This window comes from Isoptericola halotolerans, assembly GCF_003003075.1.
GTDB classification, from domain to species: Bacteria; Actinomycetota; Actinomycetes; order Actinomycetales; family Cellulomonadaceae; genus Isoptericola; species Isoptericola halotolerans_A.
On record NZ_PVTX01000009.1, the window covers coordinates 145,255 to 166,618 of the forward strand.

Sequence of the window (21,364 nt, forward strand, 5' to 3'; positions counted from 1 at the left end):
GTTGTTCAAGACCTGTTCACCGTCACCGCAGACGCTGCATCGCGTCACGGACCTCGCCCACGAGCTCCTCGAGGATGTCCTCGAGGAACACGACGCCGACCGTCCGCGACCCGTCCTCCACGCGGGCGAGGTGCGCCCCGGAGCGCTGCATCGCCCGCAGCGCGTCCTCGACCTCGTCGTCCGGGCCGACCTGCGCCGTCGCGCGGACCCGCCACGCGGGCACGGGCCGGTCCCGGTCACCGTTCGTCGCGTAGAGCACGTCCTTGAGGTGCAGGTAACCGACCAGCGCCGCGGGGGCGCCCTCGACGGGGACGTCGACGACCGGGAACCGGCTGAAGCCCGTGCGCGAGACGAGGTGCTCGACGTCGTCCGGCGTCGCCCCCGGCGTGACGGTGACCAGCGCGTCGAGCGGGACCATGACGTCGCCGGCCGTGCGGGACGAGAACTCGAACGCACCCGACAGCAGGCCCTGCTCGTCGGTGAGCACGCCCTCGGCGCGGGAGTGCTCCACGATCGACTGGACCTCCTCCGCCGTGAACGCGGAGGCGACCTCGTCCTTCGGCTCGACACCGAGAAGACGGACCACGTGGTTGGCCACCCAGTTGAGCGCCACGATGACCGGGCGCAGCACGCGGGCGATCAGCACCAGGGGCGGGGCGAACCAGAGGGCTGCCGTCTCCGGCCCGCTGACGGCGAGGTTCTTGGGCACCATCTCGCCGAGCACCACGTGCAGGTACACGACGATGCTCAGCGCGATGACGAGCGCGACCGGGTGCACGAGCTGCTCCGGGATGCCGAGGGCCGCGAACGGCCCCTCGAGCAGGTGCGCGAGCGCGGGCTCGGCGATGATGCCGAGCCCGGTCGAGCAGACCGTGATCCCGAGCTGGGCGCACGCGAGCATGAGCGAGACGTGCTCCATGGCCCACAGCACGATCTGGGCGCGCTTCTCGCCCGCCTCGGCGCGCGGCTCGATCGTGCTGCGCCGCACGGACAGGACGGCGAACTCCGCGCCGACGAAGAAGGCGTTGCCGACCAGCAGGAGCAGGCCGACCAGCAGGGCGGTGCCGGTGCTCATGCCGTCACCTCCCGCACGCGCAGGCGCTCCACGCGCCGACCGTCGACGAGCTCCACACGCATGCGGACGCCGTCGACCTCGACGTCGTCGCCGACCTCCGGCAGCCGGCCGAGACTGGCCATGACGAGCCCGCCGAGCGTCTCGTAGGCGGGGCCCTCGGGGACCCGCAGGCCCGTGGTCTCGACCAGCTCGTCGGGGCGCAGGACGCCGGGCACGACCCAGGAACCGTCGGCAGCCCGGGACGCGCCCCCGCGACGGCGGTCGTGCTCGTCCGCGACGTCGCCGACGAGCTCCTCGACCACGTCCTCGAGGGTCACGACGCCGGACGTGCCGCCGTACTCGTCCACGACGACGGCCATCTGCAGGCCGAGCCCGCGCAGCTCGACGAGCAGCGGACCGAGGCTGACGGTGTCCGGCACCCGCGGAGCGTCCACCATCAGGGCCCCCGCAGGCACCTCGTCGCGGCGCTCGAAGGGGACACCGACAGCACGGCGCAGGTGCACCAGGCCGACGATGTCGTCGCGGTCGTCCCCGATGACGGGGAACCGGGAGTGACCCGTCCGGTGCGCCAGGGCGACGACCTCCGCGGCGCTCGTGCCCCGCCGGACGACGGACATCCGGGTGCGGTCGGTCATCACGTCGCGGGCGACGAGCGCGTCGAGCTCGAGCGTGTTGGCCAGGAGCGCCGCCGTGCCCTCCTCGAGCGTGCCCTCCTGCGCGGACCGACGCACGAGGGAGAGGAGCTCGGTCGCCGACCGGGCGCCGGACAGCTCCTCGCGGGGCTCGACGCCGACCCGGCGCAGGATGGCGTTCGCCGACCCGTTCAGCACGGCGATGAGGGGGCCGCACACGATCGTGAAGACGCGTTGCAGGGGCACGACCGCCCGGGCGGTGGGGTGCGGGGCCGACAACGCGAAGTTCTTCGGGATCAGCTCACCGAAGAGCATGGAGAACGCGTTGACGACCACCAGGGCCAGCACCCCGGCGAGCACCGCGGACGCGGCGGTGCCGAGCGGGGTGGCCGCCAGCCCGGCGCCGAACAGGCTCAGCAGCGCCGGCTGCGCGGTGTAGCCGAGCAGGATCGTGGTGACGGTGATGCCCACCTGCGCGGAGCTGAGCTCCGTGGACAGGTGCTTGAGCCCGGCCCGGACGATGCGGTCCCGACGATCGGGACGCCTCCGGCCGGGCGGCGGACTGTCGCCCTCCTCGTCGTCGCTGCCCACGACGGCGGGGTCCAGGGTGACGAGCGAGAACTCGCTCGCCACGAAGATCGCGGTCCCTGCGGTGAGCAGGACACCCACGGCGATCATGATCGTCTCGGTCAGCACGGCAGGCCTCGCAGGCCGGGATATCGACTGTCGTCCATCGTGGCACCGATGCTATCCCGGACTCGGCGTGGTCGTCCCGTCCCGCCGCCACGCCAGCGCATCCCCAGCGGACACCCAGGTTCTGCGTGCAAGATGGGCTCATGACCACGACTGCGACCAGCCCGGGACAGGGCCAGCAGAACGCCACCGTCCTCGTCGTCGAGGACGAGCCGGCGATCGCGACGGCGATCGCCCAACGCCTCTCGGCCGAGGGGTGGCGGGTCGAGGTCGCTCGCGACGGGATCTCCGGCGTCGACGCCGCCGCCCGGCTCCATCCCGACGCCGTGGTGCTCGACGTCATGCTGCCGGGCCTGGACGGCCTGGAGGTGTGCCGTCGCATCCAGGCGGACCACCCCACGCCGATCCTCATGCTCACGGCGCGCGACGACGAGACCGACATGCTGATCGGGCTCGGCGTGGGCGCCGACGACTACATGACCAAGCCCTTCTCCATGCGCGAGCTGGTGGCACGGGTCAAGGCGCTGCTCCGCCGCGTGGAGCGCGCCGCGCAGGCCGCCGCCACCGCCCCGGCCGACCCGCCGCTCGTCGCCGGGGACGTGACCATCGACCGTGCCCAGCGCCGGGTGCACCGAGCCGGCGACGAGGTCCACCTGACCCCGACGGAGTTCGAGCTGCTCGTGATGCTCGCCAGCGCGCCGAAGACCGTCCAGACCCGCGAGAAGCTCCTCGCCGAGGTCTGGGACTGGGCCGACGCGAGCGGCACCCGGACCGTCGACTCGCACATCAAGGCGCTGCGCCGCAAGCTCGGGCCGGACCTGATCCGGACCGTGCACGGCGTGGGCTACGCGTTCGAGCCCCCGGCAGGCTGACGTGGGCCCCGCGCGCGACGACGACCATGCGCGGTGGCGGGACCACCGGCTCCCGGACGTCCGGCCGCTGGACCCGGTCCACTCGCTCAAGGTCAAGCTCGGGCTCCTCGTCGTCGCGAGCGTGACCGTCGCCGTCGTCATCACCTGGGTGGGCCTGCGCAACGAGCTCGGGCCGAGCCGCACGTTCCCCCTGGCGATCATCGTCTCCCTGGTGCTCACGCAGGTCCTCGCGCGCGGCATGACGTCACCGCTGCGGCAGATGACGGCCGCCGCCCAGACCATGGCCGACGGCGACTACTCCATCCGCGTCCGCTCCACGAGCCAGGACGAGGTCGGTCAGCTCGCCGAGGCGTTCAACACGATGGCGCGGGACCTCGAGGCGTCCGACCGCATCCGCCGCGACCTCATCGCGAACGTGTCCCACGAGCTGCGCACCCCGGTCGCCGCCCTGCAGGCCCAGCTCGAGAACATGGTCGACGGCGTCACCGAGCCGACGCCGTCGTCCCTGGAGCTCTCCCTGGAGCAGACCGAGCGGCTCAGCCGCCTCGTGACCTACCTGCTGGACCTCTCCCGGGTCGAGGCCGGCGCCTCCGCGCTGATGCTCACCGAGTTCTCGGTCGGCGACTTCCTCGAGGAGTGCGCCGAGGCGATGTCGATGGTCGACGCCGCGAAGGGCCTCACATACGTGGTGGACGTCACGCCCGAGGACCTGCCGCTCGAGGCGGACGTCGAGCGCCTGCGCCAGGTGGTCACCAACCTGCTGCAGAACGCCATCCGGCACTCGCCCTACGGCGGCACCGTCCGGCTCGACGCCTACCCCCAGGGCGACGCCGTCGTCATCGAGGTCGGCGACGAGGGTCCCGGCATCCCTGCCGAGGATCGCGACCGGGTCTTCGAGCGGTTCGCCCGCGGGACCACCGACGCCCGGCCGCAGCCCAGCGCGAGCGGCGGCACCGGCATCGGCCTGGCGATCGTGCGGTGGGCCGTGGACCTGCACGGCGGGCACGTCGCCGTCGCGGACTCCGAGCCGGGGGCGACCATGCGGGTGACCCTTCCCGCCGTCGCCCGGCCCGCCCCGGGAGTGACGACGGAATCCGGTGCGTGAGCGGGTGAGATCGATCACACCGAAACCTGCCGGATCCTTCTTCGTGAGGTGCGCATGACGCCTTGCGACGTAACTGCTGCCATCGCTTTCCTGCCCTATTACCCCGGCACCACACGGCGGTGAGAGATGGCCCACGAGCCGCGCCGTACCGCCGAACCCGGGACTCCGAGGAAGCGACCGAGGGCATAGGCTGGAGGTGCCCGAGAACGGGTGCGCGGTCCGACGAGCAGTTCGACGGAGCAGTGCAAACCAAGCAGTTCAAACCAAGCAATACGGGAAAGTGGGCGATCCGGGCGTGGTGTCCCCAAAGGCTGGGTCAGAGTCGATCAACGCCGGTAGTGCGTCGTTCGGGGCCAACGAGTGGCTCGTGGACGAGCTCTACGAGCAGTACCTGAAGGACAAGAACGCGGTCGATCCCGCGTGGTGGGACTTCTTCGCGGACTACACGCCGGACGACTCGTCCGACGGTGCCGCCGGTGCGGGCGAGCAGCCTGCTCCGGCCGAGCGTCCTGCCGGGAAGCCCGCGGCCGAGGAGCCCGCCCCGCGGCGCGCCGCCCCGCCGGCCAAGGACGCCGCGACGGCGTCCTCGCCCGCGTCGGGCACGGCGGCCGCCGAGGCGTCGCAGCCGCCCGAGCCCGCCCCCGTGCCCGCCGACCCGGCGGTCTCCGCCGCCGACGCGCCGGTCGCCGAGGCGCTCCCGGCGACCGCGCCGTACGCCGAGATCGCGCGGTCCACACCCAAGGACGAGGACGGCGACGCCACGGACGACGTCCAGAAGCTCCGCGGCCCCGCGGCGCGGGTCGTCACCAACATGGAGGCGTCGATCTCCGTGCCGACGGCGACGTCGGTGCGTGCGGTGCCCGCCAAGCTGATGGTGGACAACCGCATCGTCATCAACAACCACCTCAAGCGCGGCCGCGGCGGCAAGATCTCGTTCACGCACCTCATCGGCTTCGCGCTGGTCGAGGCGCTGGCCGACATGCCGGTCATGAACGCCCACTACGAGGAGACCGACGGCAAGCCGCACGTCGTGCAGCCCGCGCACGTCGGCTTCGGCCTGGCGATCGACCTGGCCAAGCCCGACGGCTCCCGCCAGCTCCTGGTGCCCAGCATCAAGAAGGCCGAGGAGATGGACTTCGCCGGCTTCTGGGCCGCGTACGAGGACCTGGTGCGCAAGGCGCGTGGCGGCAAGCTCGGCATGGACGACTTCGCCGGGACGACCATCTCGCTGACGAACCCGGGCGGCATCGGCACGGTGCACTCCGTGCCCCGTCTGATGCAGGGCCAGGGAACCATCGTCGGCGTCGGCGCCATGGACTACCCCGCCGAGTTCGCCGGCGCCTCCGAGGAGCGGCTCGCCCGCCTCGGGGTCTCGAAGGTCATGACGATCACGTCGACCTACGACCACCGCATCATCCAGGGTGCGCAGTCCGGCGAGTTCCTCAAGATCCTCAGCGGCAAGCTCCTCGGCCTGGACGGCTTCTACGACCGCGTGTTCGCGGCACTGCGCGTGCCGTACGAGCCCGTGCGCTGGGTGCGCGACAACACCGTCGACGCCGAGGTCGAGGCCGGCAAGCCGGCCAAGATCGCCGAGCTCATCCACTCGTACCGCTCGCGCGGGCACCTCATGGCGGACACGGACCCGCTCGCCTACCGCCAGCGCAAGCACCCGGACCTCGACATCCAGAACCACGGGCTGACGTTGTGGGACCTCGACCGCGTCTTCCCGACCGGCGGGTTCGGCGGTGCCGCCAAGGCCACGCTCCGCGACACCCTCGGCCTGCTGCGCGACTCCTACTGCCGCTCCATCGGCATCGAGTACATGCACATCGCCGACCCGGCGCAGCGCAAGTGGCTGCAGGACCGGCTCGAGCACGGGTACGCCCGCACGCCGCGCGAGGACCAGCTCCGCATCCTGCGCCGCCTCAACTCCGCCGAGGCGTTCGAGACGTTCCTGGCGACCAAGTACGTCGGCCAGAAGCGCTTCTCGCTGGAGGGTGGCGAGTCGGTCATCCCGCTGCTCGACGCGATCCTGTCGAAGGCCGCCGAGAACGGCCTCGACGAGGTCGGCATCGGCATGGCCCACCGCGGCCGGCTCAACGTGCTCGCGAACATCGCCGGCAAGAGCTACGGCCAGATCTTCAAGGAGTTCGAGGGGCAGATCGACCCGAAGTCCGTCCAGGGCTCCGGTGACGTGAAGTACCACCTCGGCACCGAGGGCACCTTCACCGCGGAGTCGGGCGCGACCACCAAGGTCTACCTGGCCGCCAACCCGTCGCACCTGGAGGCCGTCGACCCGGTGCTCGAGGGCATCGTGCGGGCCAAGCAGGACCGCATCGACCTGGGCGGGGACGGCTTCTCCGTCCTGCCGATCCTCGTGCACGGCGACGCGGCGTTCGCCGGCCAGGGCGTGGTGCCCGAGGTGCTCAACCTCGCCCAGCTGCGCGGCTACCGCACCGGCGGCACGATCCACGTGGTCATCAACAACCAGGTCGGCTTCACCACCGGCCCGACGTCGTCGCGCTCGACGACCTACTCCACGGACGTCGCCAAGGGTTACCAGGTGCCCGTGCTGCACGTGAACGGCGACGACCCGGAGGCCTGCGTCCGCGTGGCCGAGCTCGCCTTCGCCTACCGCGAGCAGTTCGACCGCGACGTGATCATCGACCTCGTGTGCTACCGCCGCCGCGGGCACAACGAGGGCGACGACCCGTCGATGACGCAGCCGCTGATGTACAACCTCATCGAGGCGAAGCAGTCCGTCCGCAAGCTCTACACGAAGAACCTCGTCGCCCGGGGCGACATCACGGTCGAGGAGGCCGAGCAGGCGCTGAAGGACTACCAGGCGCAGCTCGAGCGGGTCTTCACCGAGACCAAGGGCAGCGGGTACACGGCACCGGACGGTGCCGAGGAGGTCGCGGGCCTCGAACGGCCGGAGTCCCAGCGCGAGGACGCCGGGACGATGGTGGGCTGGAAGACGTCGGTCCCTCACTCCGTGCTCGAGCGCGTCGGCGACGTCCACGTCTCGGCGCCCGAGGGGTTCACGATCCACCCCAAGCTGGCCAAGATGCTGGAGAAGCGCCAGCTCATGTCCAAGGAGGGCGGGATCGACTGGGGCTTCGGCGAGCTCCTCGCCTTCGGGTCGCTGCTCATCGAGGGCACACCGGTCCGGCTGGCCGGGCAGGACTCGCGCCGCGGCACCTTCGTCCAGCGGCACGCCGTCCTGCACGACCGCAACACCGGCGCCGAGTGGACGCCGCTGCTGTACCTGTCGGGCGACCAGGCCAAGTTCTGGGTCTACGACTCCTCGCTCAGCGAGTACGCCGCGCTCGGTTTCGAGTACGGCTACTCCGTCGAGCGCCCGGACGCCCTGGTGCTCTGGGAGGCGCAGTTCGGCGACTTCGTCAACGGCGCACAGACGGTGATCGACGAGTTCATCTCGTCCGCCGAGCAGAAGTGGGCGCAGAACTCGTCGGTGGTCATGCTGCTGCCGCACGGCTACGAGGGCCAGGGCCCGGACCACTCCTCGGCCCGGATCGAGCGGTTCCTGCAGCTCGCCGCGGAGAACAACATGACGATCGCCCAGCCGTCGACGCCGGCGTCGTACTTCCACCTGCTGCGCAAGCAGGCGTACGACCGCCCCCGCCGGCCCCTGGTGGTGCTGACCCCGAAGCAGCTGCTGCGCCTCAAGGCGGCGGCCTCGGACGTCGAGGACTTCACCACCGGCACGTTCGAGGCGGTGCTCGGGGACTCCGCCGTCGCGGCGGGCAAGATCTCGCCGTCAGCCGTCGAGCGCGTCGTGCTCTGCACCGGGCGCGTCTACTACGACCTCATCGCCGAGCGGGAGCAGCGGGGGGACGAGGCCACCGCCATCGTCCGGCTCGAGCAGCTCTACCCGTTCCCGGAGGAGCAGCTGCGCGAGGAGCTCGCGAAGTACCCGGGCGCCGAGGTCGTCTGGGTCCAGGACGAGCCCCGCAACCAGGGTGCGTGGTGGTACCTCCACCTCGCGCTCCCGGAGGACATGCCGCGCGTCGGTGTGATCTCGCGTCCGGCGTCGGCCTCCACCGCCGCCGGCACGGCCAAGCGCCACAAGGAGGAGCAGGCGGTGCTCCTCGACGAGGTCTTCACCCGCTGAGGCCCTCCACGACGAAGGCCCCGGTCACGCTCGGCGTGACCGGGGCCTTCGTCGTCAGGGGCGACCTACCACCTGTCGTGGACGTGCTCGCGGACCAGCTCGTCGTAGAGCTCGCGCACGCCGGAGACGAAGAAGGGGCCGAGCACGCCGGCGTCCCCCGCGGCCGCGTTGAGGCGAGCCTGTTCCGGGTTCCGTGCCCCCGGGATGACCGTCGAGACGCCCGCCCGCTGCCACACCCACGCGAGAGCGGCCTGGGCCGGCGTCAGGTCCTGCTGCAGCGCCGACTCGACCAGGGCGGAGAACCGCTGCGCGGCCTCGACCCCGGTCTCGAACGGCACGCCGGAGAAGGTCTCCCCCACGTCGAACGCCTCACCCGACCGGTTGAACGTCCGGTGGTCGTTCTCCGCGAACGTCGTGTCCTTGGTGTAGCGGCCCGAGAGGAGCCCGGAGGCGAGCGGCACGCGGGCGATGATCCCCACGCCCGCCTCGGAGGCCGCCGGCAGGACCTCCTCGAGCGGCTTGTGCCGGAACGCGTTGAGGATGATCTGCACCGTGGCGACACCCGGGCGCGCGATGGCGGTGAGCGCCTCGTCGACCGTCTCCACGGAGACGCCGTAGGCCGCGATCGCCTGTTCCGCGACCAGCGTGTCGAGGGCGTCGTACACCTCGTCGTCGGAGTACACGGCCGTCGGCGGGCAGTGCAGCTGCACCAGGTCCAGCCGGTCCACGCCGAGGTTCCGCCGGGACCGGTCGGTCCACTCGCGGAAGTTCGGCAGCACGTAGTTCTCCGGCACCTGGTCCGCGCGGCGGCCCATCTTCGTCGCCACGGTGATCCCCTCGCCGGGGTGGGCCGCGAGGAACTGTCCCAGCGCCTGCTCGCTCCGGCCGTCGCCGTACACGTCGGCGGTGTCGTAGAAGCTGACCCCGGCCTCGAGCGACGCCTCGAGCACGGCCCGCGACTCGTCGTCGCCGACCTCGCCCCAGTCCGCGCCGAGCTGCCAGGTTCCCAGGCCGACCACCGACACCATCCGCCCGGTCCGGCCGAGTACCCGCTGATCCATGTGATTTCTCCCTCTGAGGTGACCACCACACGGTACGCGGCACGGCGCCTCTCGGCGCGACGACTACGGTGTGACCGTGAACACGACCTCGAACCCCGCCGCGCCCGAGGCGCCGTCGGGCACCCAGTACCGCATCACCGCCGGGACGCACGCCGCCACGATCACCGAGGTCGGGGCCATGGTCCGGGAGTACAGCGTGGACGGGCGCGACGTCTTCGTCCCCTTCGACGAGACCGAGGCGGCGCCCGTCTTCAACGCCGCCGTGCTGGTCCCCTGGCCGAACCGGCTGCGCGACGGCCGCTACCGGGCCGACGGCGCCACGTACCAGCTCGCGGTGAGCGAGCCGGACCGCGGGACGGCCCTGCACGGCCTGGCCTGCTGGTACCGCTGGTCGCCCGTCGAGGTCGCCGACGACTCCGTGACGCTCGAGCTCGCCCTGCCGGCGCAGAAGGGCTGGCCGTTCCAGCTCACCAGCCAGGTCCGGTACTCGCTCGACGCCGAGCGCGGCCTGGAGGTGCGTGTCACGACCCGCAACGCCGGCACCGGCACCGCGCCCTACGGCGTGGGCTTCCACCCGTGGCTCTCCTCCGGCGGCGCCGACCTGGACGCCTGCACGGTGCGCCTCGACGCGGCCGAGCACGTGACCGTCGACGAACGCCTCCTGCCCACCGGGGTCGAGCCCGTCACCGGTGACCACGACCTGCGCGAGACGCGCTCGCTGGCCGGGCTCGACCTGGACGACGCGTGGGTCGGCGCGACCCGCGACGCCGACGGCCTCTCGTGGTGCCTGCTCGGGTGCCCCGACGGCCGGACACCGGCGATCTGGATGGACGACTCGATGGACTGCTGGCAGGTGTGCTCCGCGGACCACATCGCCGGCCACCACCGGTTCGGCCTCGCCGCCGAGCCGATGAGCTGCTACGCCGACGCCTTCAACACCGGGGACCGGCTGGTGCTCCTGGCGCCCGGCGACTCGCACACCGTGCGCTGGGGTGCGACGCTGCGCTGAGCACGGCACGCAGGAGGTATCAGCGCGGACGCGCCGCCCTCCCTCGTCCCGGGGGGGCGGCGTGGGATCATGCGGTGCCGCGTCCGAGCACGGAACAATGGCGGCGCTAACGGCAAGACGGCAGGGTGGTGAAGGTTCGTGACGGAGCGCGAGGTGCGCATCTGCGTGGTGGGCGACGAGCTCGGTGTGGGCGTCGGGGACGCACGCGCCCTGGGCTGGACGGGCCGGGTGCTCGCGCGGACCAGGTTCGACCGGCCGGCGATGTCGTTCGTCCTCGCCGTGCCCGGCGAGACGACGTCCGCCCTCGGTGCGCGCTGGGAGACCGAGACGGAGTCCCGCTTCGGCCCCGAGGCGACGTGCGACAACCGCCTCGTCGTCGCGCTGGGCAGGCACGACATCGACGCGGGCCTCTCCGTGGCGCGGTCCCGGCTGAACCTGGCGAACATCCTCGACGTGGCGGACAACCGCCGGCTGGCGACGTTCGTCGTCGGACCCCCGCCCGGCCGCGCCGAGGACGGCGACCGCATCGCCGAGCTGTCGGCGGCGTTCGCGGACGTCGCCAACCGCCGTCGGGTGCCGTACGTGGACACCTACACCCCGCTCGCCCAGCACGAGCAGTGGTTGGCCGACCTCGCGACGACGGGGGCGACGTACCCCGGTCAGGCCGGCTACGGGCTCATGGCCTGGCTCGTGCTGCACACGGGGTGGCACGCCTGGCTGGGCCTGCCGAACGACGCCGAGGCGTCCTGACGCTCAGGCGCGGGAGACGATGACGCGCGCGGACGTCACGTTCGCCGTCAGGTAGGCCACGCTGCCCTCGCCCGCCGCCGAACGGTCGACGGAGAGGGTCCGGGCGGCCGAGGCCTGGACCTCGCCGTCGAGCACCACCTGCCCCGCCGCGCCGCGGACCTTGAGGCTGACCGGGGTGCCCGGGTCGAGCCGCAGCGCCACGTCTCCGGAGACCGTCTTGGCGGTCACCATCGGCGCGGTACCGGTCGCGGTGACCGCCACCGCCCCGGAGACGGTGCCCGCCGAGACCCGACCCAGGGCGCCGTCGACGGCGAGCGCGCCGGAGACCACGTGCGCCGAGACGTCACCGGCGTGGCCCGACGCGGCGACGTCGCCGGAGACCGACCGGAGGTAGAGCGAGCCGTGGGTGCCGCTGGTCCGGATCGCGCCCGTGACCGTCTTGACGACGGTCCCCGTCGTCCCGGCGACGTCGACGTCGGCCTCCGTGGTGCCGACGTCGACGCTGACGCCCGGCGGCACGGTGAGCCGGACGACGGCGCGGTCCGAGTCGCCCAGCGACTTGACCCGGGCCACGAACGCCTCGACCCGCGACCGTTCGTAGGCCACCCGGAGCCGGCCGCCCTCGTGCACGACCTGCAACGGCTTCTTGCCGACCTCCACGATCTCGAGCGTGGTCCGCGTGGCCGCAGGGTCCACGACGACGTCGGCGCGGCCGTCCTGCAGCCGCAGCGACGCCGCGGAGACCCCGCCCAGGTCGAGGGTCTGCGGGGCGGCGACCGCCCAGGACTCGCTGGTCATGCTGCCTCCGTGGTGCCGGGACTTCCGGGTGCCGCGATGCCGGCCGCCCGTATGGGATCATAGGGCGACCCCATGTCAAACCTTCTCCTGAGGAGACAGCCATGAGCAAGCGCGGAAGCAAGCGTCGCGCCCGCAAGGGCAAGGCCGCGAACCACGGCAAGCGCCCCAACGCCTGAGGCGTCGGCAGGCACACCCCGACACCCACGCCGTGGGTGTGAAAAATGCAGGTCTCCACGACAGGAGGCCTGCATCTTTCATGTCCGCGCTGGTGACCGCCGGGCGGGCCGGCCCGGCGTCCTCAGCCGGTGGCGAGGATCTGCGCGCGGATGCGCAGCCGCAGCTCCTCGGGGGCCTGCTCGGCGCACGACCGCTTGACGAGCTTCTTGACGAGCTCCTCGACGCTGAGCTCGGCCAGGCAGGGTGAGCAGTGCGCGACGTGGGCTCGCATGCGGTGCTCGTCAGCCTCGGTCATCTCGGAGTCGAGATACTCGTACAGGTGCGTGAGGATGTGCTCGCAGTCGCTCTCGCCCTCGGCGAGCTCGTGCGGGACCGGCGTGATGTCGGCGTTCATGACGTCCCTCCGCGTGCCGCGGTCAACCCTCGGTCGGCGGCGTAGTCCGCGAGCAGCTCGCGGAGCTGGCGTCGCCCACGGTGCAGCCGGGACATCACGGTCCCGATCGGTGTTCCCATGATCTCGGCGATCTCCTTGTACGGGAAGCCCTCGACGTCCGCGTAGTACACGACCATGCGACGGTCCTCGGGGAGCTCGGCGAGCGCCCGCTTGACGTCGGAGTCGGGCAGGCGGTCGAGCGCCTCGGCCTCCGCGGAACGGAGCCCCTGGGACGTGTGGGTCGCGGCACGCGCGATCTGCCAGTCCTCGATGTCCTCGGTCTGCGACTGCTGGGGCTGGCGCTGCTTCTTGCGGTAGTTGTTGATGAAGGTATTCGTGAGGATGCGGTACAGCCAGGCCTTGAGGTTCGTCCCGGGCTTGTACTGGTGGAACGCCGCGAAGGCCTTCGCGAACGTCTCCTGGACGAGGTCCTCGGCGTCGGCAGGGTTGCGCGTCATGCGCAGGGCGGCCGAGTAGAGCTGGTCGAGGTACTGCAGCGCGTCCCGCTCGAAGCGCGCGGCGCGGTCCGCCGTCGTCTCCTCCGGGGCGCGCTCGGTGTCCTCGCCGATCTCGTCCGCGGTCGGGTGCGCACCTGATGTGCGCTCGGTCTCGTCGGTCATCACCGTCGAGCCTAGTTCAGCGAGCGCGACGGCGGCTGGTCGTTCGGGTGCAAGCGTAGCCACGGTCGGTGCAACGACCGGGGGACCGCTCCCATTCCCTGCGCCCGACTTTCCTGCGCCCGACGGCGGGCGGCCCCGCCCGCCGGATGCCGCGCCGCGGTCGGGCGGGTCACGAGGCCACCGCCGCGAAGCGACGCCGGTAGGCGACGGGGCTGGTGCCCAGCCGGCGGGCGAAGTGGTGCCGCATCACGGCGGCGTTGCCGAAGCCCACGAGGCGGGCGACCTCGTCGACCGGCGCGTCGGTGGACTCGAGCAGCTCCTGGGCGCGGGCCACGCGCTGGCGGGTGAGCCAGGCACCGGGCGTGGTGCCGGTCTCGTCCCGGAACCGCCGCGCGAAGGTGCGCTCGGAGAGCATGGCGCGGCGGGCCAGGGTGGCGACGGTGTGCGGCTCGGCGAGGTTCTCGCGCATCCAGGCCAGGAGGTCGGACAGGGAGTCGGCCTCGCAGGGCAGCGGGTCCACGACGTACTGCGCCTGACCGCCGTCCCGCTGCGGCGGGACGACCATCCGGCGCGCGATGGACCGCGCCGCCTCCCCGCCGAGCTCGACGCGCACGAGGTGCAGCGCGGCATCGATCCCGGCGGCGGTCCCGGCGCTGGTGATGATGCGGTCGTCGTCGACGAACAGGACGTCGGGGTCGACGTCGGCCCGGGGTGCGGCCTCGGCGAGCCGGTCCGAGAACATCCAGTGGGTCGTGCAGCGACGACCGTCCAGGAGCCCCGCCGCGGCGAGCACGAAGGCGCCGGAGCACAGCGAGAGGATCCAGGCGCCACGGGCGTGGGCGTCGCGGACGGCCTGGAGGTAGGCGGGCGGGACGTCGACCCGACCCGCCCCCGAGATGACGTCGTAGGCCACCACGACGACGACGTCGGCGTCGGCGGTGGCCTCCAGCCCGGCCGCGACCCCGAGGGGGAAGCCGCCCTTGGTGGGGACCATGCCGGGCTCCGGCGTGCAGAGCGTGAAGTCGAACGTGGGCCCGCCCGTGGCGCGGCGGTCGATCCCGAACACCTCGTAGGCGATGCCGAGCTCGAACGGGGCGACACCGGGGACCACGACGGCGGCGACCTTGCGGATCATGCCGCCATGCTGCCACGAGGTTGGCTGGAAGTCGATGCTCGTTGACATCTCTGCCACTGGTGACAGGAACTCGACGGGCAAAGACTTACTGCCATGACCTTCCTCCTGCTGCTCACCCTCCTCCTGCTCGGCGCCTGGGTCGCCGCCCTCGGCCGCACCGTCCGCCACGACGGGCTCGGGAGCCGGCGCCCGCCCCGCTCCCACCCCGACTGGTGGGAAGGCCCCGCGCCCGGCTGAGCGCCCCGCTCCCCGACACGCCACCGCCGTCGGCGAGCATGCACGCGCGGCCTCTGCCACAGTGGGGCCATGCTGCTGCGACGTCTCGCCCGCCCCCTGCTGGCCGTCCCGTTCGTCTACGACGGGCTCTCTGCCGCGCTGCACCCCGCCGAGCACACGGCGGCCGCGCGCGACGGCGCGGACAGAGTGACCCAGACCCTCGGGGTCGACCGCCTCGACGACACCCAGGTGTCGCTGCTGGTGCGCGCCCACGGAGCCGTCACCGTCGCCGCCGGGCTGCTGCTCGCCGTCGGCCGCGCTCCCCGGACCGCGGCCCTCACGCTCGCCGCGCTCAGCGCCCCGCTGGCGGTCGTCAACCAGCCCTTCTCGTCCCAGGGTGAGCTGCGCACGGAGAAGACCGGCAAGTTCGTGCGCAACCTCGGCGCCGTCGGGGCGGCCGTCATCGCCGGCATCGACCTCGAGGGGCGGCCTGGTATGAGCTACCGGATCGGGCAGCAGCGCGCGGTGGCCTCCCGGACGGCGAAGCACACCGTGGAGGCCGCGACCAAGGACGCCAAGCACGCCGCGTCGTCGGCGTCGCGGTCCGTCAAGCACGCGACCAAGGACGCGAAGCACGCCGCCGGGTCCGCGACCAAGGACGCCAGGCTCGCCGCCCGGCAGGCCAAGGCGTCCGTCGCGAAGGCCAAGGCCAAGGTGTCCTGACCTCCGGACGCGGCGTCCGCCGTCGGACCGGGTCAACTAGGCTCGGACCCATGACGACAGCGCCCGACAGGACCACGACCCCGCTCTGGGACGCCCCCGTGGCCGACGGCCCCCTGGACGCGACGGTCGAGGTGCCGGGCAGCAAGTCCCTCACGAACCGGCTGCTCGTCCTGGCCGCCCTGGCCGAGGGCGAGGGCACGCTGCGCGGGGCCCTCCGGTCGCGGGACGCGGACCTCATGATCGGCGCGCTGCGGTCCCTGGGTGCCACCATCACCGAGGGCGGCGAGCCGAGCACGCTGCACGTGACGCCGGGCCCCGTGACCGGCGACGTCGACCTCGACTGCGGGCTCGCCGGCACCGTCATGCGGTTCCTGCCCCCCGTGGCCGCCCTGGCCGACGGCGACGTCCGGTTCGACGGCGACCCCGCGGCGCGGGTGCGGCCCATGCTGCCGGTCCTCGCCGGGCTGCGCAGCCTCGGAGTCCGGGTCGTCGGGGACGGACCCGACTTCCCGACCCACCTGCCGTTCACCGTGCGGGGGCGCGGCCGGGTCGCGGGCGGGGCGGTCGACGTCGACGCCTCGGAGTCCTCGCAGTTCGTCTCCGCGCTGCTCCTGGCCGCCGCACGGTTCGAGCGGCCCCTGGTCCTGCGCCACATCGGCGCCACGCTGCCGAGCCTGCCGCACATCGCGATGACCGTCGCCACCCTGCGCGACGTCGGCGTGGAAGTGGACGACTCCCGCGACGGCATCTGGCAGGTGACCCCCGGGCCGATCGCGGCGCGCGACGTCCGCGTCGAGCCCGACCTGTCCAACGCCGCCCCCTTCCTCGCCGCCGCCCTCGTGGCGGGCGGCACCGTGCGCGTCCCCGGCTGGCCCGCGCAGACCACCCAGCCCGGGGCGATGGTCCCCGACCTGCTCGAGCAGATGGGCGCCACCGCCACCGTGGAGGGCGACGTCCTCACGGTCACCGGCACCGGGCAGGTCCGCGGCGTCGACGTCGACCTGCACGCGGGCGGCGAGCTCGCCCCGACCTTCGCCGTCCTCGCCGCGCTGGCCGACTCCCCCAGCCGGCTGCGCGGCATCGCGCACCTGCGCGGCCACGAGACCGACCGCCTGGCCGCGCTCGCCACCGAGATCACCCGCCTCGGCGGACGCTGCGAGGAGACGCGCGACGGGCTGGTCATCACCCCGCGCCCGCTGCACGGCGCCGTGTTCCGCACCTACGCCGACCACCGCATGGCGACGTCGGCCGCGCTGCTCGGCCTGCGCGTGCCGGGCCTGCAGGTCGAGGACGTCGCCACCACCGCCAAGACGCTGCCCGGCTTCGACACGATGTGGCTGCGCATGCTCGGCCGCACGCCGGAGGACCAGGGCTGATGGTCCGTCGGGTCCGCGACGAGCACGCGCGGTACACGCGCCCCTCCAAGCACGGCTCCCGCCCCCGCACCAAGCAGCGCCCCGAGCACGCCGACGCCGTCACCGGCATGGTCGTCGGCGTCGACCGGGGGCGCTACACCCTCGTGATCGACGACGGCGGTCCGGACGAGCGCGAGATCCTCGCCATGAAGGCGCGCGAGCTCAGCCGCACGCGCACCGTCGTCGGTGACCGGGTCGACGTCGTCGGCGACACCACCGGGGACGAGGGCACGCTCGCCCGCATCGTCCGCCTCACCGACCGCACCTCCGTGCTGCGCCGGACGGCGGACGACACCGACCCCTACGAGCGGATCGTCGTCGCCAACGCCGACCAGCTCGTGGTCGTGACCGCGCTCGCCCAGCCCGAGCCGCGCACAGGGATGATCGACCGCTGCGTCGTCGCCGCGTACGACGCCGGCATGGACGTCCTGCTGTGCCTGACCAAGGCGGACCTCGCCTCCCCCGACCGGCTCCGCGACCTGTACACCCCCCTCGGTGTCGAGGTGGTCGTGACCCGGCGCGACTCGCCCGACGCCGTCGAGACGGTCCGCGAGCACCTCCTGGGCCGCACGTCGGTGCTGGTCGGTCACTCCGGCGTCGGCAAGTCGACGCTCATCAACGCCCTCGTCCCCGATGCCGACCGGGCCACCGGCGTGGTCAACGACGTGACGGGCCGCGGTCGCCACACCTCCACCTCCGCCGTCGCCCTCCGCCTGCCCGTGCCCGCCGGGACCACCGGGCGCGTCCACGACGGCTGGGTCATCGACACCCCCGGCGTGCGCTCCTTCGGGCTGGCGCACGTCGAGGTGGACCACCTGCTCGCCGCGTTCGAGGACCTGGACCAGGTCGCCGCGCAGTGTCCCCGCGGTTGCACGCACCTGGCCGACGCCCCCGACTGCGCGCTCGACGAGTGGGCGGCCGACGCCCCCGACGACGGCACCCGGGCGACACGCGCTGCCCGTCTGGCGTCGTTCCGGCGCCTGCTGGCCGCCCGGACCGCTACCGTGTGAGTCGTGGCCACCTTCCAGCAGACTTCCAGCCAGCACGGGCACGGACGCACGTACGAGGACGACCTGCGCCTGGCCCACGTGATCGCCGACCAGGTCGACTCGATGACGATGTCGCGGTTCAAGGCAGTGGACCTGCACGTGGAGACCAAGCCTGACGACTCCCCCGTCTCGGACGCCGACCGGGGCGCCGAGGAGTTCATCCGCGCCCAGCTCGCGCGAGCACGGACCCGCGACGCGATCGTCGGCGAGGAGTTCGGCGAGGCCGGCAGCGGCGCCCGGCGCTGGATCATCGACCCGATCGACGGGACCAAGAACTTCGTGCGCGGCGTGCCGGTCTGGGCCACGCTCATCGCGCTGGCCGACGGCGACGAGGTCGTCATGGGCCTCGTCTCGGCACCCGCGCTGGGCCGGCGCTGGTGGGCGGCCAAGGGGTCGGGCGCCTGGACCGGCAAGTCCATCGCGGCCGCGAGCCGCATGCACGTGTCGGGTGTGCAGTCGCTCTCCGACGCCTCGTTCGTGTACTCGTCGCTGGCCGGGTGGGAGGAGCGCGACAAGCTCAACGGCTTCCTGGACCTGACCCGGGAGTGCTGGCGGACGCGAGGGTTCGGCGACTTCTGGTCGTACATGCTGGTCGCCGAGGGCGCCGCCGACGTCGCCGCCGAGCCCGAGCTCGAGCTGTACGACATGGCGGCGCTGGTCCCGATCGTCACCGAGGCGGGCGGGCGCTTCACGTCGCTCGACGGCGTGGACGGCCCGTGGGGCGGCAACGCGCTGGCCACCAACGGCCACCTGCACGACAAGGCTCTCGTCTACCTCGGCTAGGCGTTGTGGGCGCGATTTCTGGCCCGTTTTGCACCTCTTGTGGCGACTTTCGGGCCCAGAAATCGCGCCCACAACGCTCGAGGGAGGTTCAGGGGCGCGGCACCTGGTGCGCCTCGGTGGGGTGGTACCAGAGCAGGTCGCGCTGGTCGACCTGCTCCGTCGCCGCCGCCAGGGCCTCGTCGTCGCCCGCGTCGATCGCGTCGAGCACCGCGCGGACGTCCGCGGCGGCCTCCGGCTCGTCGACGTGGACCGCCTCCACCTGCGTGCCGGGCACCGCCCCGACGTCGACGCCGGACGGCGGCACGTCGCCCGCAGCGTCGGTGACGGCGTGCTCGGGGACCTCCACGGTGACGACCACGCGCAACGGCACGGCGTCGCTGCTGCCGGCCACCAGCATGAGCGAGGCGTCCGCCGCCGCGAGGAAGGCCGCATACTCCCGGGCCTCGTCGTCCTCGTCGGGCAGCGCGGACACCAGGGCTCCGGTCACGGCGTGCGCACCCCGCGGCGGGACGTCCCACCACCCCGCGCGCGCCGTCACGCTGATGGCGTCGAGGTCGGCGACGGTCGCAGGCACGTAGAGGCGCATGCCCTCAGTGTGCCCGGCGCGCGGCCTCAGGCCGGCACGGGCGCGCCGACCCGGTCCCGCACCAGCACCGCGAGCTCGGCGAACGCCCGCCGGGCGGCCGACGACGGCGCGTGCTCGGCGAGCGTGCGCCCGGCGAGCAGCGCCGCGTCGAGAGCGTCGCCGTCGTCCGGCACCGGGTGCGGCTCGACGCCGGCATACCGCACGAGCGCCTCGCTGACCGCACGCACCGGGTCCGGCCCGACGGCGGAGGGCCGCACACGGTTGGCGACGACGACGCGCGTCGCCGGGACCGGCACCGGTGCCTCGGCGAGCTCCTCGAGCCCTCTCACCAGGCGCTGGATCCCGATCGGGTCGGCAGCCCCGACGATCACCACGACGTCGGCGGCCTGGAGCGCGGCGAGCGTCGCGCCGTTGCGCTGCGGGGCATGGGTGTCGTACATGAGCAGCTCGTCGGCCTCCACCAGCGGTCCGCAGTCCACCACCGTCCAGTCCGCGAGGGACCGCGCGCCCTCGAGGACCACCTCGAGGGCGCTGGCGGGCAGCTCGGGCCAGCGGGCCGCGCGAGTGATACCCGTCAGGACCCGGAGGCGGCCCGCCACCACCGGCGCGTGACGGGCCAGCGCGGCGAGGTCGAGGGTGCCGTGCCCCGCCGCCCGGGCCACGGCGGCCAGTCCGGGTGCGTCGTCGAGCAGACCGAGGCGCGAGGCGATGCACGAGCCGTAGGTGTCCGCGTCGACGAGGAGAGCGGACCCGTCCTGCCGGTCCGGCGTCTCCTGGCGCCGTCGGCGACGCCCGGCCCGGTGCCCGCCGAGGCCCGCCAGCTCGGCGGCGAGCTCGACCGCCGTCGTCGTGCGCCCCGGAGCGCCCACCGGCCCCCAGACGGCGACGACGGTACCCGGCCGGGCCGGTGCCGCGGGAGCACCGCCGGACAGGGCGGAGAGGTCCAGCTCGTGGGTGGCGAGGGGATCCTCGACCCGCGCGGTGTCGCGCACCGCGTCGAGGAGCCGAGGGTCGGCGGCGCCCTCCAGCACCGCCTCGACGCCGAGCGCTCGGAGCCGATCCACCGGTCCGTCGTCGGCGATGGCGACGACGCGGGTCCCGGCGCCGTGCAGGCGGCCGACGGCCTCCCGGTCGAGGCCCGGCAGGTCGGCCGACACGACGGCGACGGTGCCGGCGCCGGCGGCGGCCGCCGCGAGGAGCTCGGCGAGGTCCCCGCAGCGACGCGTCACGCTGGTGCCGGCCCCGGGCGCGCCGAGCGCGAGCACGACGTCCGTCTCGTCCGGTCCGCTCACGGCGCACAGGACCGTGACCTCGGCGGGCATCACGCGCCGGCCACCGGGACGACGGTCACCGAGCCCTCGGCCGCGAGAGCGGACAGCACCGCCGGCAGGTCGTCCGTGCCGACGAGGACGTGCAAGGTGCCGTGGTCGCTCACCACCAGCCCTCCCTCGGAGGCGTCGACCTGCTCGACGACCACACCGGTCACGATCGGCTCGGGCTCGGCCGCGGCCTCGGTGGCTCCCTGCTGGGCGGCGGGGACGAACCACAGGTCCACGACGGCGCCCTCGTGGATGCGCTCGGAGAGTCCTGCCCCGACGGGTACCGCGACGGACCGGACGGTGACCGCGGCCGCGTCGCCGACGGCGGTGGTGGCGACCAGCTCGCCCTCGGGAACGACCCGCAGGGCGACCTGGTCCGTGGGGACCGGGGCGTCAGCACGCAGGTAGCGGTCCGCCTCGACACCGAGGTTGACGTCGACCACGCGCAGCTGCGACGCGTCGACCGCCTCACCGGGCGTCAGCGTGCCGGCGGCGACGTAGACCGGGGCCGTCCGGTCGGCGTCGGAGACGACCCACGAGCCCAGCGCCACGGCGACGGCGACCAGGACGATGCCGATGACGAGCCGAGGGTCCCGCCACGTCGGTCGACGCAGCCGTGGTGCTGCCGGGGACGGGGTTGCTTCGTTGCTCACGGTGGTCCTTCGGAGTCGGCCGGACGCGTCGATGCGTCCGGTGAGGGCGGTCGGTCCGTCGGGCGGGACGCACGCTAGCGAGCCAGGACGGGTGCCGGTGGTGCGATCCATCATCCGGGACGGGA

Annotated in this window: 21 protein-coding genes; 11 read left to right on the plus strand and 10 right to left on the minus strand. The window is 73.3% G+C overall.

What is annotated here, in order from left to right:
* Positions 1-22: 22 nt before the first annotated feature.
* Both BCL65_RS13695 and BCL65_RS13700 read right to left on the minus strand, forming a co-directional pair.
* Entirely contained in the window at positions 23-1,075 is a 1,053-nt protein-coding gene (locus tag BCL65_RS13695) for a hemolysin family protein (RefSeq protein WP_106268941.1), read from the minus strand.
* Positions 1,072-2,403: a hemolysin family protein gene (locus BCL65_RS13700; protein WP_106268943.1), complete on the minus strand. Its 1,332-nt coding sequence runs from the start codon at positions 2,401-2,403 to the stop codon at positions 1,072-1,074. Before BCL65_RS13700 ends, BCL65_RS13695 begins: the two co-directional genes overlap by 4 nt.
* Before the next feature lie 140 nt (positions 2,404-2,543).
* Here BCL65_RS13700 and BCL65_RS13705 point away from each other — a divergent pair, with 140 nt between their 5' ends.
* The 3 genes from BCL65_RS13705 to BCL65_RS13715 all read left to right on the plus strand — a co-directional run bounded on the left by BCL65_RS13705 (position 2,544) and on the right by BCL65_RS13715 (position 8,512).
* Positions 2,544-3,272: a response regulator transcription factor gene (locus tag BCL65_RS13705; RefSeq protein ID WP_106268945.1), complete on the plus strand. Its 729-nt coding sequence runs from the start codon at positions 2,544-2,546 to the stop codon at positions 3,270-3,272.
* Between the two features lies 1 nt (position 3,273).
* On the plus strand, positions 3,274-4,377 hold the full coding sequence (locus tag BCL65_RS13710) for a sensor histidine kinase (RefSeq protein ID WP_106268947.1): 1,104 nt from the start codon (positions 3,274-3,276) through the stop codon (positions 4,375-4,377).
* A 298-nt stretch (positions 4,378-4,675) separates the two neighbouring features.
* Complete coding sequence (locus tag BCL65_RS13715; protein ID WP_445614934.1) at positions 4,676-8,512, plus strand: multifunctional oxoglutarate decarboxylase/oxoglutarate dehydrogenase thiamine pyrophosphate-binding subunit/dihydrolipoyllysine-residue succinyltransferase subunit; 3,837 nt, start codon at positions 4,676-4,678, stop codon at positions 8,510-8,512.
* Between the two features lie 65 nt (positions 8,513-8,577).
* Here the strand turns inward: BCL65_RS13715 and BCL65_RS13720 are convergent, their stop codons facing one another.
* Positions 8,578-9,573 (minus strand): aldo/keto reductase, encoded by a 996-nt coding sequence (locus BCL65_RS13720; protein WP_106268950.1) that lies wholly within the window; start codon positions 9,571-9,573, stop codon positions 8,578-8,580.
* Between the two features lie 76 nt (positions 9,574-9,649).
* On the opposite strand from BCL65_RS13720, the gene BCL65_RS13725 reads away from it, so the two are divergent.
* Together BCL65_RS13725 and BCL65_RS13730 are read left to right on the plus strand one after the other, a co-directional pair.
* Complete coding sequence (locus tag BCL65_RS13725) at positions 9,650-10,582, plus strand: aldose 1-epimerase family protein (RefSeq protein ID WP_106269074.1); 933 nt, start codon at positions 9,650-9,652, stop codon at positions 10,580-10,582.
* Between the two features lie 138 nt (positions 10,583-10,720).
* Positions 10,721-11,332 carry a GDSL-type esterase/lipase family protein gene (locus tag BCL65_RS13730; protein WP_243401053.1) on the plus strand — a complete coding sequence of 204 codons (612 nt, stop codon included), beginning with the start codon at positions 10,721-10,723 and terminating at the stop codon, positions 11,330-11,332.
* Between the two features lie 3 nt (positions 11,333-11,335).
* Here the strand turns inward: BCL65_RS13730 and BCL65_RS13735 are convergent, their stop codons facing one another.
* Positions 11,336-12,130, minus strand: a complete 795-nt coding sequence (locus BCL65_RS13735; RefSeq protein ID WP_106268952.1) for a DUF4097 family beta strand repeat-containing protein — start codon at positions 12,128-12,130, stop codon at positions 11,336-11,338.
* A gap of 101 nt (positions 12,131-12,231) precedes the next feature.
* On the opposite strand from BCL65_RS13735, the gene BCL65_RS18505 reads away from it, so the two are divergent.
* Positions 12,232-12,306 (plus strand): 50S ribosomal protein bL37, encoded by a 75-nt coding sequence (locus tag BCL65_RS18505; protein WP_374108520.1) that lies wholly within the window; start codon positions 12,232-12,234, stop codon positions 12,304-12,306.
* Between the two features lie 122 nt (positions 12,307-12,428).
* Here the strand turns inward: BCL65_RS18505 and rsrA are convergent, their stop codons facing one another.
* From rsrA to BCL65_RS13750, 3 genes are all read right to left on the minus strand, one after another.
* Complete coding sequence (rsrA, locus tag BCL65_RS13740) at positions 12,429-12,701, minus strand: mycothiol system anti-sigma-R factor (RefSeq protein WP_106268953.1); 273 nt, start codon at positions 12,699-12,701, stop codon at positions 12,429-12,431.
* Positions 12,698-13,423 carry a sigma-70 family RNA polymerase sigma factor gene (locus BCL65_RS13745; RefSeq protein ID WP_374108516.1) on the minus strand — a complete coding sequence of 242 codons (726 nt, stop codon included), beginning with the start codon at positions 13,421-13,423 and terminating at the stop codon, positions 12,698-12,700. The genes rsrA and BCL65_RS13745 overlap by 4 nt, the downstream gene beginning before the upstream one ends.
* Before the next feature lie 106 nt (positions 13,424-13,529).
* A complete protein-coding gene (locus tag BCL65_RS13750) occupies positions 13,530-14,495 on the minus strand; it encodes a GlxA family transcriptional regulator (RefSeq protein WP_106268955.1) in 966 nt (321 codons plus the stop codon).
* A gap of 93 nt (positions 14,496-14,588) precedes the next feature.
* Here BCL65_RS13750 and BCL65_RS18045 point away from each other — a divergent pair, with 93 nt between their 5' ends.
* The 5 genes from BCL65_RS18045 to hisN all read left to right on the plus strand — a co-directional run bounded on the left by BCL65_RS18045 (position 14,589) and on the right by hisN (position 18,681).
* Positions 14,589-14,732 (plus strand): hypothetical protein, encoded by a 144-nt coding sequence (locus BCL65_RS18045; RefSeq protein WP_165800025.1) that lies wholly within the window; start codon positions 14,589-14,591, stop codon positions 14,730-14,732.
* 69 nt (positions 14,733-14,801) lie between these two features.
* Complete coding sequence (locus tag BCL65_RS13760; protein WP_106268957.1) at positions 14,802-15,434, plus strand: DoxX family membrane protein; 633 nt, start codon at positions 14,802-14,804, stop codon at positions 15,432-15,434.
* A gap of 50 nt (positions 15,435-15,484) precedes the next feature.
* Entirely contained in the window at positions 15,485-16,810 is a 1,326-nt protein-coding gene (gene aroA, locus BCL65_RS13765) for a 3-phosphoshikimate 1-carboxyvinyltransferase (RefSeq protein ID WP_106268959.1), read from the plus strand.
* The gene (gene rsgA / locus BCL65_RS13770) at positions 16,810-17,859 is read left to right on the plus strand and encodes a ribosome small subunit-dependent GTPase A (protein WP_106268960.1); all 1,050 of its coding nucleotides are present in this window, start codon (positions 16,810-16,812) and stop codon (positions 17,857-17,859) included. Before aroA ends, rsgA begins: the two co-directional genes overlap by 1 nt.
* Before the next feature lie 102 nt (positions 17,860-17,961).
* A complete protein-coding gene (gene hisN / locus BCL65_RS13775) occupies positions 17,962-18,681 on the plus strand; it encodes a histidinol-phosphatase (RefSeq protein WP_243401064.1) in 720 nt (239 codons plus the stop codon).
* Between the two features lie 88 nt (positions 18,682-18,769).
* Here the strand turns inward: hisN and BCL65_RS13780 are convergent, their stop codons facing one another.
* Genes BCL65_RS13780 through BCL65_RS13790 form a run of 3 tightly spaced genes read right to left on the minus strand, consistent with a single transcriptional unit; the run spans position 18,770 to position 21,239 of the window.
* Positions 18,770-19,267 (minus strand): DUF6912 family protein, encoded by a 498-nt coding sequence (locus BCL65_RS13780; RefSeq protein ID WP_106268963.1) that lies wholly within the window; start codon positions 19,265-19,267, stop codon positions 18,770-18,772.
* Between the two features lie 26 nt (positions 19,268-19,293).
* Positions 19,294-20,589, minus strand: coding sequence for an AAA family ATPase (locus BCL65_RS13785; protein WP_106268965.1), 1,296 nt, complete (start codon positions 20,587-20,589; stop codon positions 19,294-19,296).
* A complete protein-coding gene (locus tag BCL65_RS13790; RefSeq protein ID WP_106268967.1) occupies positions 20,589-21,239 on the minus strand; it encodes a hypothetical protein in 651 nt (216 codons plus the stop codon). Before BCL65_RS13790 ends, BCL65_RS13785 begins: the two co-directional genes overlap by 1 nt.
* Positions 21,240-21,364 lie beyond the last annotated feature (125 nt).

Coding starts and splice junctions, on each gene's coding strand:
- BCL65_RS13695 (WP_106268941.1), bottom strand. CDS start 1,075: ATGAGCACCGGCACCGCCCTGCTGGTCGGCCTGCTCCTGCTGGTCGGC.
- BCL65_RS13705 (WP_106268945.1), top strand. CDS start 2,544: ATGACCACGACTGCGACCAGCCCGGGACAGGGCCAGCAGAACGCCACC.
- BCL65_RS13720 (WP_106268950.1), bottom strand. CDS start 9,573: ATGGATCAGCGGGTACTCGGCCGGACCGGGCGGATGGTGTCGGTGGTC.
- BCL65_RS13735 (WP_106268952.1), bottom strand. CDS start 12,130: ATGACCAGCGAGTCCTGGGCGGTCGCCGCCCCGCAGACCCTCGACCTG.
- rsrA (WP_106268953.1), bottom strand. CDS start 12,701: ATGAACGCCGACATCACGCCGGTCCCGCACGAGCTCGCCGAGGGCGAG.
- BCL65_RS13750 (WP_106268955.1), bottom strand. CDS start 14,495: ATGATCCGCAAGGTCGCCGCCGTCGTGGTCCCCGGTGTCGCCCCGTTC.
- BCL65_RS18045 (WP_165800025.1), top strand. CDS start 14,589: ATGACCTTCCTCCTGCTGCTCACCCTCCTCCTGCTCGGCGCCTGGGTC.
- BCL65_RS13760 (WP_106268957.1), top strand. CDS start 14,802: ATGCTGCTGCGACGTCTCGCCCGCCCCCTGCTGGCCGTCCCGTTCGTC.
- aroA (WP_106268959.1), top strand. CDS start 15,485: ATGACGACAGCGCCCGACAGGACCACGACCCCGCTCTGGGACGCCCCC.
- rsgA (WP_106268960.1), top strand. CDS start 16,810: ATGGTCCGTCGGGTCCGCGACGAGCACGCGCGGTACACGCGCCCCTCC.
- hisN (WP_243401064.1), top strand. CDS start 17,962: ATGACGATGTCGCGGTTCAAGGCAGTGGACCTGCACGTGGAGACCAAG.
- BCL65_RS13780 (WP_106268963.1), bottom strand. CDS start 19,267: ATGCGCCTCTACGTGCCTGCGACCGTCGCCGACCTCGACGCCATCAGC.
- BCL65_RS13785 (WP_106268965.1), bottom strand. CDS start 20,589: ATGCCCGCCGAGGTCACGGTCCTGTGCGCCGTGAGCGGACCGGACGAG.